Below are 16785 nucleotides of genomic sequence, written 5' to 3'. Positions count from 1 at the left end.
CGCAGAGGCGGCACGTGAGTAGGAGAAATCGATGGCCTTCGCTGGCAATGTGGACGAGTTGGCACTGCTCCAGGCAGTACGTCTCAAGGAGCGGGTCGGAGCGGTCGTCCTGGCCGAGCACCTGGGCGTCAGCTCGGCTTCCGGTCAAGCTGCGTACGACGCACTTGTCGCGCAGGGCAAAGCGGTCGAAGCGGAAAACGCCATCAGCCTGACCGAGAAAGGTTTGGCAGAACTCGAAGATCAGTTGGACGCCGAGCGCGTCTCGATCGACGAGGACTCCATCGGTGAGGTGTACGAGGCGTTCCTTCCCTTGGACGAGGAGTTCGCCGCGCTCATCGACGACGCAGATGCGGATTCCCTTGCAGAGTTGGATCGCCGGGCTGCAAACCTGTTCGACGATCTGTCGGCATTCGTTCCGCGGTTGTCTCGTTACCAGGATCTCTTCTCGGATGCTCTCGTGAAAGTGCAAGCGGGGGAGTCCAAGTGGATTTCCGAACCGATCATCGACTCCTACGCCACGGTGTGGGGCGAGATCCGTCAGGAACTGTTCGGGGCTGCCGGTAAGGCTTGATCCGTAGCGTTGCACCGTGACGCAGTTTCTCGAGGGCCGTCCGATTCGTGTGAACGAATCGGACGGCCTGCGGCATGTCGAGGGTCGTGAAACTCGTGACCATTGCATACAAGTGGTGACCGAGATCACTCGTACCCCCTTTCGGGGGTAGTGTGGGGGTGAGCCACATCACTACCTTTCCTTCTATCGACGGTGATGCCCACAGGGCGACACCACGGGACCACGGAGGAATCGAGTGACCACAGTCTCTCCCACAGGCGGCACCAGTGCCGCCGGCGCCGGGGGTGCGAGTGCCGCAGGTGCGACGCAGCCCCCGCAGAACACCACCAGTGTGCGGCGCGTCGCAATCGCGAGTTGTATCGGCACGACTATCGAGTTCTACGACTTCTTCATCTACGGAACCGCTGCGGCACTTGTCTTTCCGACGGTGTTCTTCCCCGCGCTCGGTGCCACTGCGGGAACTGTCGCATCGTTTGCGACTTTCGCAGTCGCATTCATTGCCCGGCCCGTCGGCGCAATGTTGTTCGGACACTTCGGTGATCGCATCGGTCGCAAGAAGACGCTGATCTCGACGCTCCTGCTCATGGGTATCTCGACGCTCCTGATCGGCTTGCTGCCGGGTGCTGCAACCATCGGTGTCGCGGCCCCGATCATCTTGGTGCTCTTGCGATTCGGCCAAGGTTTCGCGGTCGGTGGTGAGTGGGCAGGCGCAACCTTGCTCACGGCGGAATACGCTCCACCGGGCAAACGTGGTCTGTATGCGATGTTCCCGCAGCTCGGCCCTGCAATCGCCTTCGTTCTCTCGAGCAGTACCTTCCTCATCACCGGCGCAGTTCTCGGCGACACCAACCAGGCTTTCCTCGACTACGGCTGGCGTATCCCGTTCCTGTTCTCCATCGTGTTGGTCGGCATCGGCCTCTACATGCGACTCGCTATCGAGGAGACTCCCGTCTTCAAGGCGGAGCAGGCAGAGCGCGTCGCTGAGCAGAAGAACGAAGCACCACGCACCCTCCCGTTCCTGGATGCTTGGCGGTTCCAGACCAAGGAGATCCTGCTCTCGGCAGGCGCCCTGGCTTGCCTGTTCGCGTTTTTCTACATGGGCACGGCTTTCCTGACGAGCTACGGAACAAAGACCCTCGGCTTCTCCCGTCCGTTCGTCCTGTCGGTCGGTATCGCTTCCGCGGTTGTCTTCGGTGCGGCGATCGTCGTTTCCGCTCTGTACTCGGACCGCATCGGGCGCCGCAAGGTCATCATGATCTCGTGTGGTCTGGCCGTCGTCTGGGCGCTGGTGCTGTTCCCGCTCCTCGACACGGGATCGCCGATCGCGTTCATCATCGGAATGTTCGGCACACTCATGATCTTCGGAATCGCCTACGGCCCCTGCGGTGCGCTGCTTCCGGAAATGTTCCAGACCCGCTACCGCTACACCGGTGCCGGCCTCGGCTACAACCTCGCCGGAGTGCTCGGTGGGGCAGTGCCGCCGCTGATCGCCGCACCGCTGGCCTCGGCCTACGGGAGTATGGCCATCGGAGTCATGCTGGCGATCCTGGGTGTGTTGAGCCTGATCTGCACCTGGGCACTCGTCGAGACCAAGGACCACGCGCTGTAACCACTGTGCGCCTTTATTAACCGCCGGCGGTTAATAAAGGCGCACAGCAGTCGGGTGGGGTGTCCGGACTCTGAACAGTTACGGCCACCCCGCACCGGGAAGTATGTCGTGCATCACACCGAATCGAGTAAATTCGTAGATGAGAGGGTCCGCTGCGGCGGCCCCTCTCATAGGTGCCTGAACAGGTAACCGGAGAGGACAGAACACATGAGTACGCCGCTGCCCAGCTATACGTCCGGAGTATGGGACGGTCCGATGCTGGGCGACACCATCGGAGACAACCTCGATCGCACGGTTGCCGCACACGGCGACCGCGATGCGTTGATCGACCACGCCAGCGGTCGACGATGGACGTACCGGGAGTTCGCCGAGCAGGTGAACGGGCTCGCTGCCGGACTACTTTCCCGTGGTGTGGGGAAGGGCGATCGGGTAGGAATCTGGGCTCCCAACTGTCCGGAATGGACGTTCACGCAATACGCGACGGCAAAGATCGGCGCGATCCTGGTCAACATCAATCCGGCGTACCGCTCGCACGAGTTGCAGTACGTACTCGAGCAGGCCGGGATCTCGACGCTGGTGTCTGCGGCCAGCTTCAAGACCTCGGACTACGCGTCGATGATCGAGACGGTGCGGCCGCAGTGCCCGGATCTGACGTCGGTGCTCCTGCTCGGTTCACCCGAGTGGGACGCGGTGCTTGCAGACGGCTTGGCGGCGCAGGCAAGCGATCCGGCTCCGCTCGCCGCAGCCCAGGCCGCGTTGTCGGCCGACGACGCGATCAACATCCAATACACCTCGGGTACTACCGGTTTCCCGAAGGGCGCGACGCTCAGTCACCACAACATCCTCAACAACGGCTATTTCGTCGGCGAGTTGTGCCACTACAGCGAGGTCGATCGGGTGTGCATCCCGGTGCCGTTCTACCACTGCTTCGGCATGGTGATGGGCAACCTTGCGTGCACCAGTCATGGTGCTGCCATGGTCATTCCGGGTCCGGCTTTCGATCCGCGTGCTTCGCTCGAAGCCGTTCAGGCCGAAAAGTGCACGTCCCTCTACGGCGTTCCGACGATGTTCATCGCGGAGTTGGCGTTGCCGGACTTCGACAGCTTCGATCTGTCGTCCCTTCGCACCGGCATCATGGCGGGCTCGCCCTGCCCGGTCGAGGTGATGAAGCAGGTCATCGATCGCATGGGCATGTCGGAGGTGTCCATCTGCTACGGCATGACGGAGACCTCGCCGGTGTCGTTGCAGACCCGCTCGGACGATTCGATCGAGCAGCGCACCGAAACGGTCGGACGGGTAGGGCCGCATCTCGAGATCAAGATCGTCGATCCGGCAACCGGATTGACGGTGCCCCGTGGCGAGCCGGGTGAACTGTGCACGCGTGGTTACTCGGTCATGCTCGGATACTGGGAGAACCCGGAGAAGACCGCCGAGGCGATCGACGCTGCCCGGTGGATGCACACCGGAGACATCGGAGTAATGGACGAGGCCGGATACGTCGCCATCACGGGACGCATCAAGGACATGGTCATCCGCGGTGGCGAGAACGTCTATCCGCGTGAGATCGAGGAGTTTCTCTACACCCACCCCGACATTCTCGATGCGCAGGTCATCGGCGTACCCGACGCAAAGTACGGCGAGGAATTGATGGTGTGGGTCCAGATGCGCGAAGGTGCAGACGATCTCGACGCCGATTCGGTCCGCGCGTTCTGCACCGGCAAGCTCGCGCACTACAAGATTCCGCGGTACGTCCATGTCGTCGACGAGTTCCCGATGACAGTCACGGGCAAGGTCCGCAAGATCGCGATGCGAGAACAGGCGATCGAATTGATCGGTCAGGCCTGAGAGTATGTCCGCGAACCCAGGGGAGCGTGAGCCGGTACGCCCCGAGATCGCGCTCTCCTGGAAGCGTTCTCGACTCAGTGGCCTCGACCCGTCGTCGGCCATCGCCGTGGACACCGAGGAGCAGGACGGTGAGTCTCGTCTGCTCCGGGCCGCCGCACCCGTGCTCGACGAAGTTTCGCAACAGATCGCGGGCACCGGTTTCTGCGTGCTGCTTGCTGATCGCGAATGCCGCGTGGTCGCTTCGGTGTACTCCGACAGTCGCGTCGAGCGAACGATCGAGCGGTTGGGTGTCGTCAACGGTTCACGCTTCGGTGAAGAGCACGCCGGCACCAACGCGCTTGGTACGCCCCTCGAGGTCGGACGAAGCGTGGTGATCCACGGTGACGAGCATTTCCTCGACAGTCTCAAGGGTTTGAGCTGCTACGGACAGCCGATCCTGCATCCCGTCACACGTCGTGTCGAGGGCATTCTCGACATGACCGGCGTTGTCTCGCAGGCCAACCCACTGTTCGCGCCCTTCCTTGCGCGTGCTGCAGCGGACATCGAGAAACGGCTGCTCGAAGGCTCGAAAGCATCGGAGCAGCGGCTGGTCGACGCATTCCAGCGAGTTTCACATCAGCGCCACATTGCCGTCGCGGCCATCGGCGACGACATCCTGCTGAGCAACCGAACCGCTTTGGATCTGCTCGACACCGCAGACCATGTATCGCTCCGTTCCTTGATTGCCGACCTGAATCCGGACCAATCACGATTGGTGACAGTCGAATTGGCGTCCGGCGCGCTGGCGCGAGTTCAAGCCGACCGGATTTCCGGGGCTGACGGTGGTGCGCTCTTCCTGGTCGAACCACTCCAACGGGAACGGGCACCGATCCGCAGAACGCACGAGCGGGCACCGTCTCCCGGCGAACGACTGCGGCGCGACCTGATGCGGGCGCGGGCAACCTCTGCCGCCGTGGCGATCTCGGGTGAAGCGGGATCCGGCCGAACCTCGGCAGCATCGGACGTAGTCGGCAGTGTCGATGCGAGTTGGCTCGATGCCACGCGAATCGCGTTCGACGGCCGTGAGCAGTGGGTCACCGATCTCGTGCGAGCATCCCGTAAGCGTTCGGGCGTGGTCGTGATCGAACAGGTACAACTCCTTCCTGACTCGGTGTTGCCGCTGGTCGCAGACCTGATCGACGCCAGCGCCGAGGGGCCGAAAATCGTACTGACCAGCGGAGCGGCAGTTGATCTTCCGCCGACCATCGCCGCGCTGCTCTCACGATGCGCCTCCCGGGTTGTCATCACCCCACTGCGCGAGCGACAGGCTGAGATCGCCGAGTTGGCACAAGTCATGTTGGAGGGGATCTCACCAGAACTGAGATTGACCGCCAGCGCTGCCGAAGCACTCGCGGCGGCCAACTGGCCGGGCAACCTGGCCGAATTGCGCGTCGTGTTGAATCGCGCCTCGGATGAACGCTCGAGCAATCGCATCGACGTCGCTGATCTGCCCGAGGACTATCGCACCACGACCAAGGTGTCGCGGTTGGCAGGGCGGGAGAAAGCCGAGCGCCAGGCGATCATCGGAGCGTTGAAAGACTGCGGCGGCAACAAGGTTCACGCGTCGGCGCAACTCGGAATCAGCCGAAGCACTCTCTACACACGGATGCGGGCGCTCGACATCACTGTGTAGTTTGCTGTCCGACTTCAGTTGTACAAAGTTCGGACAGTTAGCACCCCCGGAAGCGCGGAAGTATGGCGTGCATCACATTCGCACCTCACTACTTCAGGGGAGTTTCCGATGACGGCAGTAGCCGAACACACCATCAGTTCCGCGGTACAGGGTTTCCTGAACGGACCGAAGAAGCTCTACATCGGCGGCGAATTCGTCGACGCCGCTTCGGGTCAGACCTTCGCGACGTACAACCCGGCTGACGGACAGAAGCTCGCAGACGTGGCACACGGTCAGGCCGAAGACATCGACCGCGCGGTACGTGCCGCTCGAACGGCTTTCGAGGACGGCCCCTGGTCACGTATGAAGGCAAACGAGCGCGAGCGGATGATCTGGCGCGTCGGCGACATTCTCAGTGCTCGTGCCGAGGAATTCGGTCAGCTCGAAGCTCTCGACAACGGCAAGTCCGTTGCCATCGCCACCGCCGTCGACGTGGCTTGGGCCGCAGACGTTTTCCGCTACTACGCGGGTTGGGCCACCAAGATCGAAGGCAGCACCGTCAACGTGTCGATGCCCTTCTCTCCGGGCGGCGAGTTCCACGCCTACACCCTGCGTGAGGCGATCGGCGTCTGTGGACTGATCGTGCCGTGGAACTTCCCGCTGCTGATGTCGTCGTGGAAGCTCGCCCCCGCGCTCGCCGCCGGCAACACGGTGATCCTCAAGCCCGCTGAGCAGACCCCGCTCACCGCACTGCTTCTCGCGGAGGTCTTCGAAGAAGCAGGCTTCCCGCCCGGCGTCGTCAACATCGTTCCCGGCTTCGGCGATGCAGGTGCTGCTCTGTCCGGCCACGACGACGTGGACAAGGTTGCGTTCACCGGTTCCACCGAGGTGGGTAAGAAGATCGTCGACGCCGCCAAGGGCAATCTGAAGAAGGTTACGCTCGAGCTCGGTGGCAAGAGCCCCAATATCGTGTTCGCCGACGCCGATTTCGATTCCGCGGTGGAGGGTTCGCTCAACGCGTGGCTGTTCAACCACGGACAGTGCTGCGTTGCGGGTACTCGTCTGTACGTCGAGGACACCATCTTCGAGAAGTTCACCGAGGCCGTCGCGCATGCAGCGAGCCAGGTCAAGATCGGACCCGGCCTCGATCCCACCACCCAGCTCGGACCGCTGGTCTCGCAGGAGCAGTTCGACAAGGTGACCGGCTACCTGCGTGAGGGAATCGCCGACGGCGCACGTGCACTGACGGGCGGCAACCGCTGGGGCGATCAGGGCTACTTCGTCGAGCCGACCGTCTTCGTTGACGTCAAGCCCGAATTCTCCATCGTTCAGGAGGAGATCTTCGGACCCGTCGTGGCGGCGCTGCCGTTCAACGCGGACGACGGACCGATCACTGCCGCAAACGATTCCATCTACGGCTTGGCCGCCGGCATCTGGACCCGGGACATTTCCAAGGCTCACCGCACGGCGAAGCGCTTGAAGGCCGGCTCGGTGTGGATCAACCAGTACAACGGCTTCGACACTGCAATGCCCTTCGGTGGATACAAGCAGTCCGGCTGGGGCCGCGAGCTCGGCGCTTCGGCTATCGATCTCTACACCCAGACCAAGGCCGTCAACATCGCTCTCTGACCGACCCCATCGCTCATTCTCTCGTCCGACAATCAAGGAGATCACCAGTGAAGACCAAAGCTGCTGTACTGCTCGAGCCCGGAAAGCCTTTCGAGATCATGGAACTCGACCTCGACGGCCCGGGTGTGGGTGAGGTACTGATCAAGTACACCGCTGCCGGACTGTGCCATTCGGATCTGCACCTGACCGACGGTGATCTCCCGCCGCGTTACCCGATCGTCGGCGGACACGAAGGCTCGGGCATCATCGAAGAGGTCGGCCCAGGCGTCACGAAGGTCAAGCCGGGCGACCATGTCGTGTGTAGCTTCATCCCCAACTGCGGCACCTGCCGCTACTGCTCGACCGGTCGCCAGAACCTCTGCGACATGGGTGCCACCATCCTCGAAGGCTCGATGCCCGACGGTTCCTTCCGTTTCCACGGCAACGGAATGGATTTCGGCGGAATGTGCATGTTGGGAACGTTCTCCGAGCGCGCCACCATTTCTCAGCACTCGGTAGTCAAGATCGACGACTGGCTTCCATTGGAGACGGCAGTGGTCGTCGGCTGCGGCGTGCCGTCGGGTTGGGGAACGGCCGTCAACGCAGGCAACCTCCGCGCCGGTGACACCGCGGTGATCTACGGCATCGGTGGTCTCGGCATCAACGCCGTCCAGGGCGCCGTTTCGGCCGGCTGCAAGTACGTCGTTGTGGTCGATCCGGTTGCTCTCAAGCGTGAGACCGCACTGAAGTTCGGTGCAACCCATGCCTTTGCAGACGCCGAGAGCGCTGCTGCCAAGGTCAACGAGCTGACGTGGGGACAGGGTGCCGACGCTGCGCTCATCCTTGTCGGCACCGTCGACGAGGACGTGGTCAGTGCAGCGACGGCAGTGATCGGCAAGGGTGGCACCGTGGTGATCACGGGACTCGCCGACCCCGCGAAGCTGACCGTTCACGTGTCGGGTACCGACCTGACGCTGAATCAGAAGACGATCAAGGGCACGTTGTTCGGGTCCATGAATCCGCAGTACGACATCGTGCGACTGCTGCGTCTCTACGATGCCGGTCAGCTCAAGCTCGACGAACTGATCACCAACACCTACAGCCTCGAAGACGTCAACAAGGGCTACCAGGATCTACGTGACGGCAAGAACATCCGTGGCGTGATCATTCACGACAAGTAACCCCAAGTGCTGTGCGCCTTTATTAACCGCCCGCGGTTAATAAAGGCGCACAGCACTATTTCTTGGCTTTCGACAAAATCTGCATCAACTGAAGTAGCGCCGAGAACTTCGCGAACACCGAGCGCGAGACCACCGGACCGAAAGCCGCGGTGTCGGTTGCGTCGAAGGCGTCGAGCAGATCGCGGAAACTTTCGACCTGTTTGACCATCGCGTCGAGATCGACGTGCGTGACTGTGTCGGCGTCACGCAGAGCGAGCAGGTACTGCGGCGCCGTCACCAAGGCGACCGCCGGTATCTTCCGCTCGAACAATGGTTCACCCTCACCGAAATGAATGACCGGTCCCGGCGCCACGATTCGGCGATCGCCTGCCCCGATGTCGCGCCACAGCGGTGCAACGATGTCGTGTACTTCCCGACTCGTCGCGTAGAGCAGTTCCGGTTCCGGAGTGGTCTCCAACGAATAGCTGCCGGTCGAGGTGTTTTCGGTATCACCCAGTGCGCCGAGGTGTTCGATTGCGATCCCCGCTACTGCGCGCGCCTGACCGTCTTCGCCCTTCCACATCTCGGGGTGTGCTTCGAGCCAGGTGGACGTTGCCTGTCCGTGCTTGGACACCGCTGGAATGCGAAGGTGGCCGGTCGTCAGCACAAAAACGTACGACCGTCGATGCGGCTGCGCGACGGCGTGCCGCGCCAAGGCCAACATTCCCAGATGCCCGTTCTCCTCGACGCCGTTGGTTCCGTCGCTGTGAGTGATGAGCAGAATCGTCTCTTCCGGTGATGTGCCCGGGGATACCGCCCACACCGTGTCGGTCCGGGTGTCCGGATGCAGAGTCGCATCCAGTACCAGAGTGGCCCGCTGGCCGGAACGAGCTGCAGCGACAACCTTCCTGCCGTCGTCGCCGGCCACCCAGACGGCGGGGATGTCGTGGTACGGCTGCGTGAACGGAAGATATTGTCCCAGCGCGTTGTCCGGAGCGATGTCACGCCACACCGCGATCACGCCGAGCACTCCGGCTTTGCGGGCCTTGTCGAGTTTCGGGCCTAGAAGAGTCGCGGAGAGAACCGGATTTCGAAGTGTCTCGTCGGTGGCGATCGGACCCCACTCGCTGACCAGTAGCTTGCGGGGAAGATCGATGTGCGGGACCTCGATCACTGCGATCGCGCCCTTGGCCAAGGACCACTTGGGGCGTCGCGCGCTGACGTGGACCAGGGGAGCGGAGATTCCCTGAGGGCCGGTCAATCCCGAGTAGGGGAATGCGGACGAAACCTTGATCGGCCCCGTGGGCAATTCGATGCGAAGTCCGTCAGACGTTGCCGGTAGATCCCAGCGTTCGAAAGTGTGTGAATCACGCCGGACTTCGAGGCCCAGTTCGGTCAGTTCGTTCGCGACTTCCTCCACCACCGCGTGGTGTGAAGGTGATCCCGTCAATCGTGGCCCCCGCGCGTCGAGTCGCTGTTGGCCGGCAAGGAGGAGATCGCGATCGACGGCCTGGCCGTGATTCATGGGATTGCCTTTCGTACTACGCGACGTCTGCTCTGGTGAGGCGCCTGCCCGTGTCGTGTCCACGGTACCGAGCGGTCTGAAAAGGAGACGGAGAGCGCGCCGGATATGCCGTTTTCGCAGATATACCAGGTGCCAACGAGCCGGTCGGTCCGTACCGTATGACCTTGGCACCGAAAGACTCCGTGTTCTTCGGACAGACCAGTCCACGGCGAGAGAGGCCTACGTTGGCTACGTATCTTTACAGGTTGGGGAAGTTCGCTTTCCGCCACAAGTATCTTGTGGTGGCGGCGTGGATTATCGTGATCGCGGTGGTGGGGGGCGCAATCAGCGCCACAAATCCGACGTTCTCCAAAGAATTCAACCTTCCGGGCACCGATTCACAGCGTGCGACCGAGTTGATGAACGAGAACTTTGCAGCGGCAGCGGAGCAGCAAACTCAGGCGTCGACCAGTATTCTCATCGCGGCAGACGACGGGCTTGCCGCGCACAGCGATCAGATCGATCAGTTGATCGCGCAGGCGAAGACGTTGCCGGACATCGTCGATCCCGAGAAGATCGTCAATCCGGTCACTCTCGCGGAGGCCAATCCAGCGGTGGCGTCGGCCGTTCTCGGCGACAACGGCAAGGTCGGGCTGATCCAGCTCAATCAGTCGATTCGCATCGAGGATCAGACGCAGGCCAACAAGACGGCGTTCCTCGACTTGATGGCAAAGTTCCGCACCGGCGGCTTGCAAGTCGAAGGAACCGGCTCGATGATGCAGGTGCAGGCCGCGGGCGGTCTGTCGGAGATGCTCGGCTTCGCGGTGGCGTTCATCGTGATGATCGTGGCGTTCGGTGCACTCATCGCGGCGTTCATCCCGTTGTTCACTGCAATTCTGGGAATTGCGCTGGCCACTCTGACGGTCACCCTCGGCTCGGGCTTCTTCGACATCAACGAAGGCGTCACGGGAATCGTCACGATGATCGGCATCGCAGTCTCGATCGACTACGCGTTGTTCATCGTGTCGCGCTACCGCAGTGAGCTCAACCTGGGCGGAACCAGGGAAGCCGCCGCCGGACGCGCAGTAGGTACTGCCGGTTCGTCTGTCGTATTCGCAGGCCTGACAGTGGTGGTTGCGCTGGCGGCCCTGGCGGTGGTCGGGGTTCCGATGATCACGCAGATGGGAATCTCGGCAGCGGTTGCCGTCATCATCGCTGTGCTCGGCGCAATCACATTGATCCCAGCGGTTCTGGGTATCTTCGGCCGATTCGCGTTCTCGCCTCGTATCCCCGGGCTGCGCCACGGTGACGAGCCCGAGACGATGGAATCCAACGGACATCGCTGGGTCAAGATAGTCACCAAGTACCCGTGGCCGATCGCGGGTGCTGCGCTGGTGCTTCTGGTGATCGCGGCTATTCCGATGACGAAGCTCGAACTCGGACTCTCGTTCACTCAGGACGAAGAGCGGCCGGCACTTGCCCTGCTGCAACGTGGGTTCGGTGAAGGCGTCAATGGCGAATTGTTCGTCGTGCTCGACGCGCCTGGCGGCACCGACATCACCGCGATTGCCGAAGGCACTGTCGCGCACATCAAGGGCCTCGACAACGTCGCAACTCCGGATCAGTTGATGTGGGTCGGAAACGGACCGGACGCAGCAAACCCGATGGCGGGCGCCAACTCTGCGCTGATCGCGGTCACCCCGCAGATGTCACCGAGCGGCCCCGAAACCCACGAGCTGATGAATCAGATCCGGGACTACGGATCGACGGTGAAATCGGAAGGCGCAGAACTCGGTGTAGCGGGGCAAACCGCGATCGTTGCCGACATGTCGTCGAAGCTCAGTTCCGCGCTCATCCCGTATCTCATCGTGGTTGTGGGGCTGGCGTTCATCATCATGATGGTCGTCTTCCGCTCGATCCTGGTGCCGCTGACCGCAACTCTCGGATTCCTGTTTTCCGTCTGTGCGACCTTCGGCGCCACGGTGGCCATCTTCCAGGAGGGCGACTTCGGGCTGATCGAGCACACACAACCCATCATCTCGTTCCTGCCGATCTTCATGATCGGTGTGGTCTTCGGGTTGGCGATGGACTATCAAGTGTTCCTCGTGACGCGAATGCGCGAGGAATACGTGCACGGATTGTCGGCCAAGGACGCCATCATCTCCGGCTACACCCATGGTGCTCGCGTGGTCGCGTCGGCGGCCATCATCATGATCTCCGTGTTCGGCGCATTCATGCTGTCCTCGGAGACGACAAGCAAGATGATGGGCTTCGGCCTCGCGGCGGCAGTCTTCTTCGACGCCTTCATCATCCGCATGATCGTGATACCTGCGGTCATGTCGATTCTCGGTGATTCAGCGTGGAAGTTGCCGGCGTGGCTCGACAAGATCCTGCCGAACGTCGACATCGAGGGTGAAGCGATTCGACGGATTCCGATCGAGCAGGATCCGGATTCCGATCCAGACCCGAATCAGGTGCCTGTGAGGGTGTAAGCACTCAGGCAGTCAGAACGGGGTGCCGGTTGCACAGCAACTGGCACCCCGTTCTTCTGTGTTCATACGGAGCCCGCGCGATAGGAAACCATCCGGTTGGTAACAGAAATTGCTGTGATCGCGACAGGAATTCCAGAGGCGACGCGCATCGGGGGCGAGCCGTGACGGTGACTGCGAGGGTACGTGTCGAAGGAGCAAACCGATTCGAAGCGGGCCGAGAAGTGGACCTTCGCGCTGACGGTCGTCTCCCTGATCGCCGGTGGGACAGTGGTTGCCGGGCTGGTGGATCGGTGGAGCAGTTCGCCGTCCGATGACATCTCGGTAGCTGCGTCATCTTCGATCACCATGACATCCACGCCGGACGAGATTCCGGCGGAAGACGTGCCTGAATTCTCGTACGTCACGCCGAGCGCGGTGTACCCGACCACGATTCCGGGTTGTGAAAGCGTCGAAGCGCCGGACGACGAACACGGAATCTCGATCTTCACATCGACAGGTGGCGACGACGCGTACGACGACCCACGTTTTCCGTGGTTTTCCGGCGCCAAAGCTGTATCGATGTCGGATGCGGTCGCCGATGCGATTCCGGACGGCGTCGAGATCAAGTTCGCCAGTCCGAGCCGATCACTCCAGTTCGGTCCGATCTCGGCACCGTCGACCTCGGACGAGTTGCCCGAGGGATGGACGATCGAGGATCTGGCGTCCACTGATGCGTCGGCGACAATACTTCGAGGCGAGGCCAGTGGTGGACTGTCGGTCTCGGTCAACAGCAGTAAGGCGCCGGTTCCTCCGTGCATTGCCGGTTCTCTCGTCGAACGTCGCTCACTCGCGGATGGTTCAGTTGTGGACGTGCAGGACTCGTGGAGTGAAATCAACGGACAACGCACTCTCTCTCGTTCGGCGTTCCTTTACGGCATCGATGGCACACGAGTTCACGCCTATCTCGATGACACTGCCGACCGAGTCGGCGCCGAGGTTCAGGCAAGCGGCGCGCTTCCACTGACCATCGACGAACTGGTGTCCTTGGTCAGCCTGCCGCAACTGCGAATCACGACGCCTGCTCCGCCGGGTACGGCACCGCTTTCGCCCGGGTGCCACGGGATCCCCCGAGACTCTGGCGACGTGGCCGAACTCGATCGCGCGACGATCGAACGTCTCAACGCGGTACTCGAAGTCAGATGGCGCGCTGTACCTCCGGGTTTTCCGATTCTTGATACCGGACCGGGCACTCTGACGGTGGCGGAGAATGACAAGTCCACTGCATGTCAGAGACTTCTCACCCGGACGGGAGACAGCGAGTCGACCCTCAACATGACAATTACCGGCGGACAACCACTCCCTACGGAGCCCAACAAATACGACCCTTCCTACGACGGGCACCCCTTGGAGGTCGTGACGCGAACGGATGGATCCGTGATCGAGCGAGACGAACGGGATTACACGACCGTGCCCATGACAAATGACGGCTCGAAAGCAGAATCTACGCAGGAAACGAGCAGGTCGGTGGTCGTCACCCGCCCGAATGGGACCCAAGTCTCGGTTTCGTCGTCGGCTGCGATCCCGAACGATCCGATGACGTTCGCGCAGTTGGAGTTTCTCGCGACGACCGAAGGCCTGGAGATTCGATGACCACCAGATTCTCCCCGAAATCGCGACTTCGGATCGCGGCCGCCGCAGCCGTAGTCACCGTCACTGCCGCCATCGCCACGGTGGTCACGTCGACGAGTTCCGAACCGACAGCGATCTCGTCGCCGCTATGGAGCGTCGAGGCCTCCGAGATTCTCGGGCGCGAGTTCGCGATCTTCCGGAGCCCACTTGTTGGAACCGAATTCAACATGGACATGGGCGGATTCATCGACGCCGGATCACTCGTGGTCACGATGATCGGTATGCCGGACCGCCAGGCATATTCGTTGGACGACGCGGAATTGGTCGCACTCGATGCCGACGACGGCACTGTCCGTTGGCGCACGTCGGCGGTCGACGTCGGTGGTTGCTCCGAGACTCTGCTCGGCAGTTCGGTGCTGTGTTTCTCCGGGCCGTACGTATCCGGTGGTTCGTACTCACTTTTCGATAGCGAGACAGGAGAGCGTCGAGACATCAAGACGCCGTGGGCACCGATCATCGCGGTTGTCTCGGGTGACACGGTCCTCGCGCTCGAGGGTGATATCGAGAGCAACGACGTTCGCGTGCACAGCGGAACCGTCGACGATCCGGAAGCGAACTGGTCCAAAGCGTTCGACGTCGGTGGATCGTGGGAAGCCGGATACGTCGATCCGGTGATGTCGGTGCACGGCGATCTGGGTGTGATCGCTCTCGACGAGTCTCTGGGATTCGACCTGAAGACCGGCGAACAGCGGTGGGTACACGGTTACTCCACCTGTTCGACCGCGCACACATCGTCGGACGGCGTGACATTGGTGTCGGATGGCGGTTGCGAAGGCAATGGCCGTCCGACAAGTGAGTACGCGCTCGATCAGAACGGGCGCGAGTTCGCCAGGACAGACGAACTGCCCTCGGAGTCCTCGTACTACGGCGGGCGATACAGCCGAGATGATCCCGCAGGAGGATCGACTCCGATCATTCTGGGACACAGCGGTTTCGACCGGACTTCCGGCGAGAAATTGTGGTCCAACAGTGAACTCTTCGACACCGCACAGTCGTTGGCGGTGATCGGCAACGTGGTTGCCGTGACCCGTTCCGGTTCCGAACCCGAGGTCCAGTTCGTGGACCTGCTCACCGGTGAGGTCCTGTGGCGATCGAACGCCGAGCGCGCCGGGGAGGTTGTCTGGCACGGCGATGTCGTTATCGACGAGGAAAACGTCTACGGAACGGATGTCCGTACCGGCCAACGTAGTTGGGAGGTTCGGGTGGACCAGGACGGGGACGACGAGTTCACCCCCTGGGCGATGCCGCGGGAGCTGTGGGCGGGGGAGAAGGTGCTGTTGCGTTCCAGTGAAGACCGCATCACGGCGTTGAAACTGTCGTGAAATTCGGTGGCTGCGAACCTTCGGTGATTAGCGAAATTCGATGGGTTACTGGTGAACTGGCATGATTCGACCTTTCGACATGCCGAACAAGCGCCTGAACTCCAGGCGCTCCTGCTCGAAGTTGTAGATGCGGTAGACGGGCCACACGAGCGCGTGGAGCATCGAGTCGCCCCAGATGGTCAGTTTGAGGCGCCAATTCATGATGTTGTGAAGGTGCAGAACCGATTCGGATGCTTGGTTGTACTTCAGGTACTCCAACGGAGGGGTTTCACCGCGTCGACCGGACGTTTCTGCTCGCATGTCGGCGATCTGACCGATCGTCATCCCTTCCTCCCGAAGGCACAGTGAAAGGTCGATATCCTCGTGGATGTCCGGCCGGTCACTGACTTGCTCGCGGACGGACAGCCATGCGCTCTTTCTGATCGCCATGTTCGCTCCGGCGACAGCGAGTACTTGACGTTCGCAATCGAACTTCCCCTGTTTCACCTGCCTGTCCAGTGCGTAGCGGTGGATTCGAGCAAACGGCGATTCGAAGAGGTAGGTGAGTCCGGCAACCGCTGAATGAGCGGTGCTGCGTTGGAAGAAACTCTTGACCGCATCAGCCCATCCCGGTTGTACCCGTGTGTCCGCGTCGATACGACCGATGATGTTGCCGGTCGAGGCGTCGAAGCCCGCGTTCCGGGCGTGTACGACGCCTTGGCGGGCCTCGAAGACATATCTGACTTTGTCGTACTTCTCGGCGAACTCCTGGATGATCGATGCAGTACCGTCCGTCGAGTTGTTGTCGACAATCAGAATCTCATCGATTTCCGACTGGGTCAGTAGACGCTCGATGCAGCCGGAAACCGCGTTCTCTTCGTTGAATACCGGAACAACCACCGAAAGTCGATTAGTGGACAAGTGTTCAATATCCTGCATGGATGCGGTCACTGTATTCCTTTGCTGGGCAATCGGGTCCAGTCCTTCGCAAAGGTTACGATAGCAATAGGTGACCATTCGGACAATTTGAACCGAGGGCCATATGATCAATCCTGCAACAGCTTATTGCGGGAAACTATCAGCATAAGTGCAGCTGGCATGGCATAAATGCATGCAGAATAAGCCTTTCGGAACTGATTGATTTTTACCCACTCGAGTCTATTCGTCGGTCGAACACCGGACTTTAGCCCTTCTAATTCCGGCAAATATAATGCTGCCCGTTCGCTGAATTTTGAATCGCCACTGCGGCAACCGCCGGGCAATATCTGGATGTCGCAAGTTGCTTTTCAGTGAAGTGGAGTCGGTGCAGCGCAAGTGTCGTATTTGTAGATTCAACGGTCCCTCGTCGGCCGGGTTGTCGCCATCTGCAAATATTT

At 61.4% G+C, this 16785-nt stretch carries 11 protein-coding genes; 9 read left to right on the top strand and 2 right to left on the bottom strand.

The annotated features are described in order from the left end of the window. Positions 1-31 precede the first annotated feature (31 nt). From G4D79_RS25225 to G4D79_RS25200, 6 genes are all read left to right on the top strand, one after another. A complete protein-coding gene (locus tag G4D79_RS25225) occupies positions 32-571 on the top strand; it encodes a hypothetical protein (protein WP_073512114.1) in 540 nt (179 codons plus the stop codon). 331 nt (positions 572-902) lie between these two features. Next, positions 903-2180 carry an MFS transporter gene (locus G4D79_RS25220; protein ID WP_085998903.1) on the top strand — a complete coding sequence of 426 codons (1278 nt, stop codon included), beginning with the start codon at positions 903-905 and terminating at the stop codon, positions 2178-2180. A 207-nt stretch (positions 2181-2387) separates the two neighbouring features. Next, entirely contained in the window at positions 2388-4025 is a 1638-nt protein-coding gene (locus G4D79_RS25215) for an AMP-binding protein (protein WP_003941942.1), read from the top strand. Positions 4026-4029: 4 nt separating this feature from the next. Further along, on the top strand, positions 4030-5697 hold the full coding sequence (locus G4D79_RS25210) for a sigma-54-dependent Fis family transcriptional regulator (RefSeq protein ID WP_058038111.1): 1668 nt from the start codon (positions 4030-4032) through the stop codon (positions 5695-5697). 108 nt (positions 5698-5805) lie between these two features. Beyond that, on the top strand, positions 5806-7305 hold the full coding sequence (locus G4D79_RS25205) for an aldehyde dehydrogenase family protein (protein WP_019744236.1): 1500 nt from the start codon (positions 5806-5808) through the stop codon (positions 7303-7305). Positions 7306-7352: 47 nt separating this feature from the next. After that, positions 7353-8465, top strand: a complete 1113-nt coding sequence (locus G4D79_RS25200; protein WP_003942086.1) for an NDMA-dependent alcohol dehydrogenase — start codon at positions 7353-7355, stop codon at positions 8463-8465. Between the two features lie 55 nt (positions 8466-8520). On the opposite strand, the gene G4D79_RS25195 is transcribed toward G4D79_RS25200, so the two are convergent. Then, positions 8521-9969 (bottom strand): hypothetical protein, encoded by a 1449-nt coding sequence (locus tag G4D79_RS25195; RefSeq protein WP_214514512.1) that lies wholly within the window; start codon positions 9967-9969, stop codon positions 8521-8523. A 224-nt stretch (positions 9970-10193) separates the two neighbouring features. Between G4D79_RS25195 and G4D79_RS25190 the strand changes: the two genes are divergently transcribed. From G4D79_RS25190 to G4D79_RS25180, 3 genes are all read left to right on the top strand, one after another. Then, on the top strand, positions 10194-12440 hold the full coding sequence (locus G4D79_RS25190) for an MMPL family transporter (RefSeq protein WP_214514642.1): 2247 nt from the start codon (positions 10194-10196) through the stop codon (positions 12438-12440). Between the two features lie 183 nt (positions 12441-12623). After that, on the top strand, positions 12624-14069 hold the full coding sequence (locus tag G4D79_RS25185; RefSeq protein ID WP_214514511.1) for a hypothetical protein: 1446 nt from the start codon (positions 12624-12626) through the stop codon (positions 14067-14069). After that, positions 14066-15430, top strand: a complete 1365-nt coding sequence (locus tag G4D79_RS25180; protein WP_214514510.1) for a PQQ-binding-like beta-propeller repeat protein — start codon at positions 14066-14068, stop codon at positions 15428-15430. Before G4D79_RS25185 ends, G4D79_RS25180 begins: the two co-directional genes overlap by 4 nt. 45 nt (positions 15431-15475) lie before the next feature. Here G4D79_RS25180 and G4D79_RS25175 read toward each other — a convergent pair whose 3' ends face one another. After that, the gene (locus tag G4D79_RS25175) at positions 15476-16348 is read right to left on the bottom strand and encodes a glycosyltransferase family 2 protein (RefSeq protein WP_235171711.1); all 873 of its coding nucleotides are present in this window, start codon (positions 16346-16348) and stop codon (positions 15476-15478) included. Positions 16349-16785 lie beyond the last annotated feature (437 nt).

Source organism: Rhodococcus sp. WY5 (assembly GCF_018588185.1).
In the GTDB taxonomy this organism is placed as follows: domain Bacteria; phylum Actinomycetota; class Actinomycetes; order Mycobacteriales; family Mycobacteriaceae; genus Rhodococcus_F; species Rhodococcus_F qingshengii.
The sequence above is the reverse complement of the archived record's forward strand: the minus strand, read 5'-3'. Positions and strand labels throughout refer to the sequence as shown.

Bases quoted from the DNA above. Each gene is read 5' to 3' on its own strand.
- G4D79_RS25225 (WP_073512114.1), top strand. From the start codon at position 32: ATGGCCTTCGCTGGCAATGTGGACGAGTTGGCACTGCTCCAGGCAGTA.
- G4D79_RS25215 (WP_003941942.1), top strand. From the start codon at position 2,388: ATGAGTACGCCGCTGCCCAGCTATACGTCCGGAGTATGGGACGGTCCG.
- G4D79_RS25210 (WP_058038111.1), top strand. From the start codon at position 4,030: ATGTCCGCGAACCCAGGGGAGCGTGAGCCGGTACGCCCCGAGATCGCG.
- G4D79_RS25205 (WP_019744236.1), top strand. From the start codon at position 5,806: ATGACGGCAGTAGCCGAACACACCATCAGTTCCGCGGTACAGGGTTTC.
- G4D79_RS25195 (WP_214514512.1), bottom strand. From the start codon at position 9,969: ATGAATCACGGCCAGGCCGTCGATCGCGATCTCCTCCTTGCCGGCCAA.
- G4D79_RS25180 (WP_214514510.1), top strand. From the start codon at position 14,066: ATGACCACCAGATTCTCCCCGAAATCGCGACTTCGGATCGCGGCCGCC.
- G4D79_RS25175 (WP_235171711.1), bottom strand. From the start codon at position 16,348: ATGCAGGATATTGAACACTTGTCCACTAATCGACTTTCGGTGGTTGTT.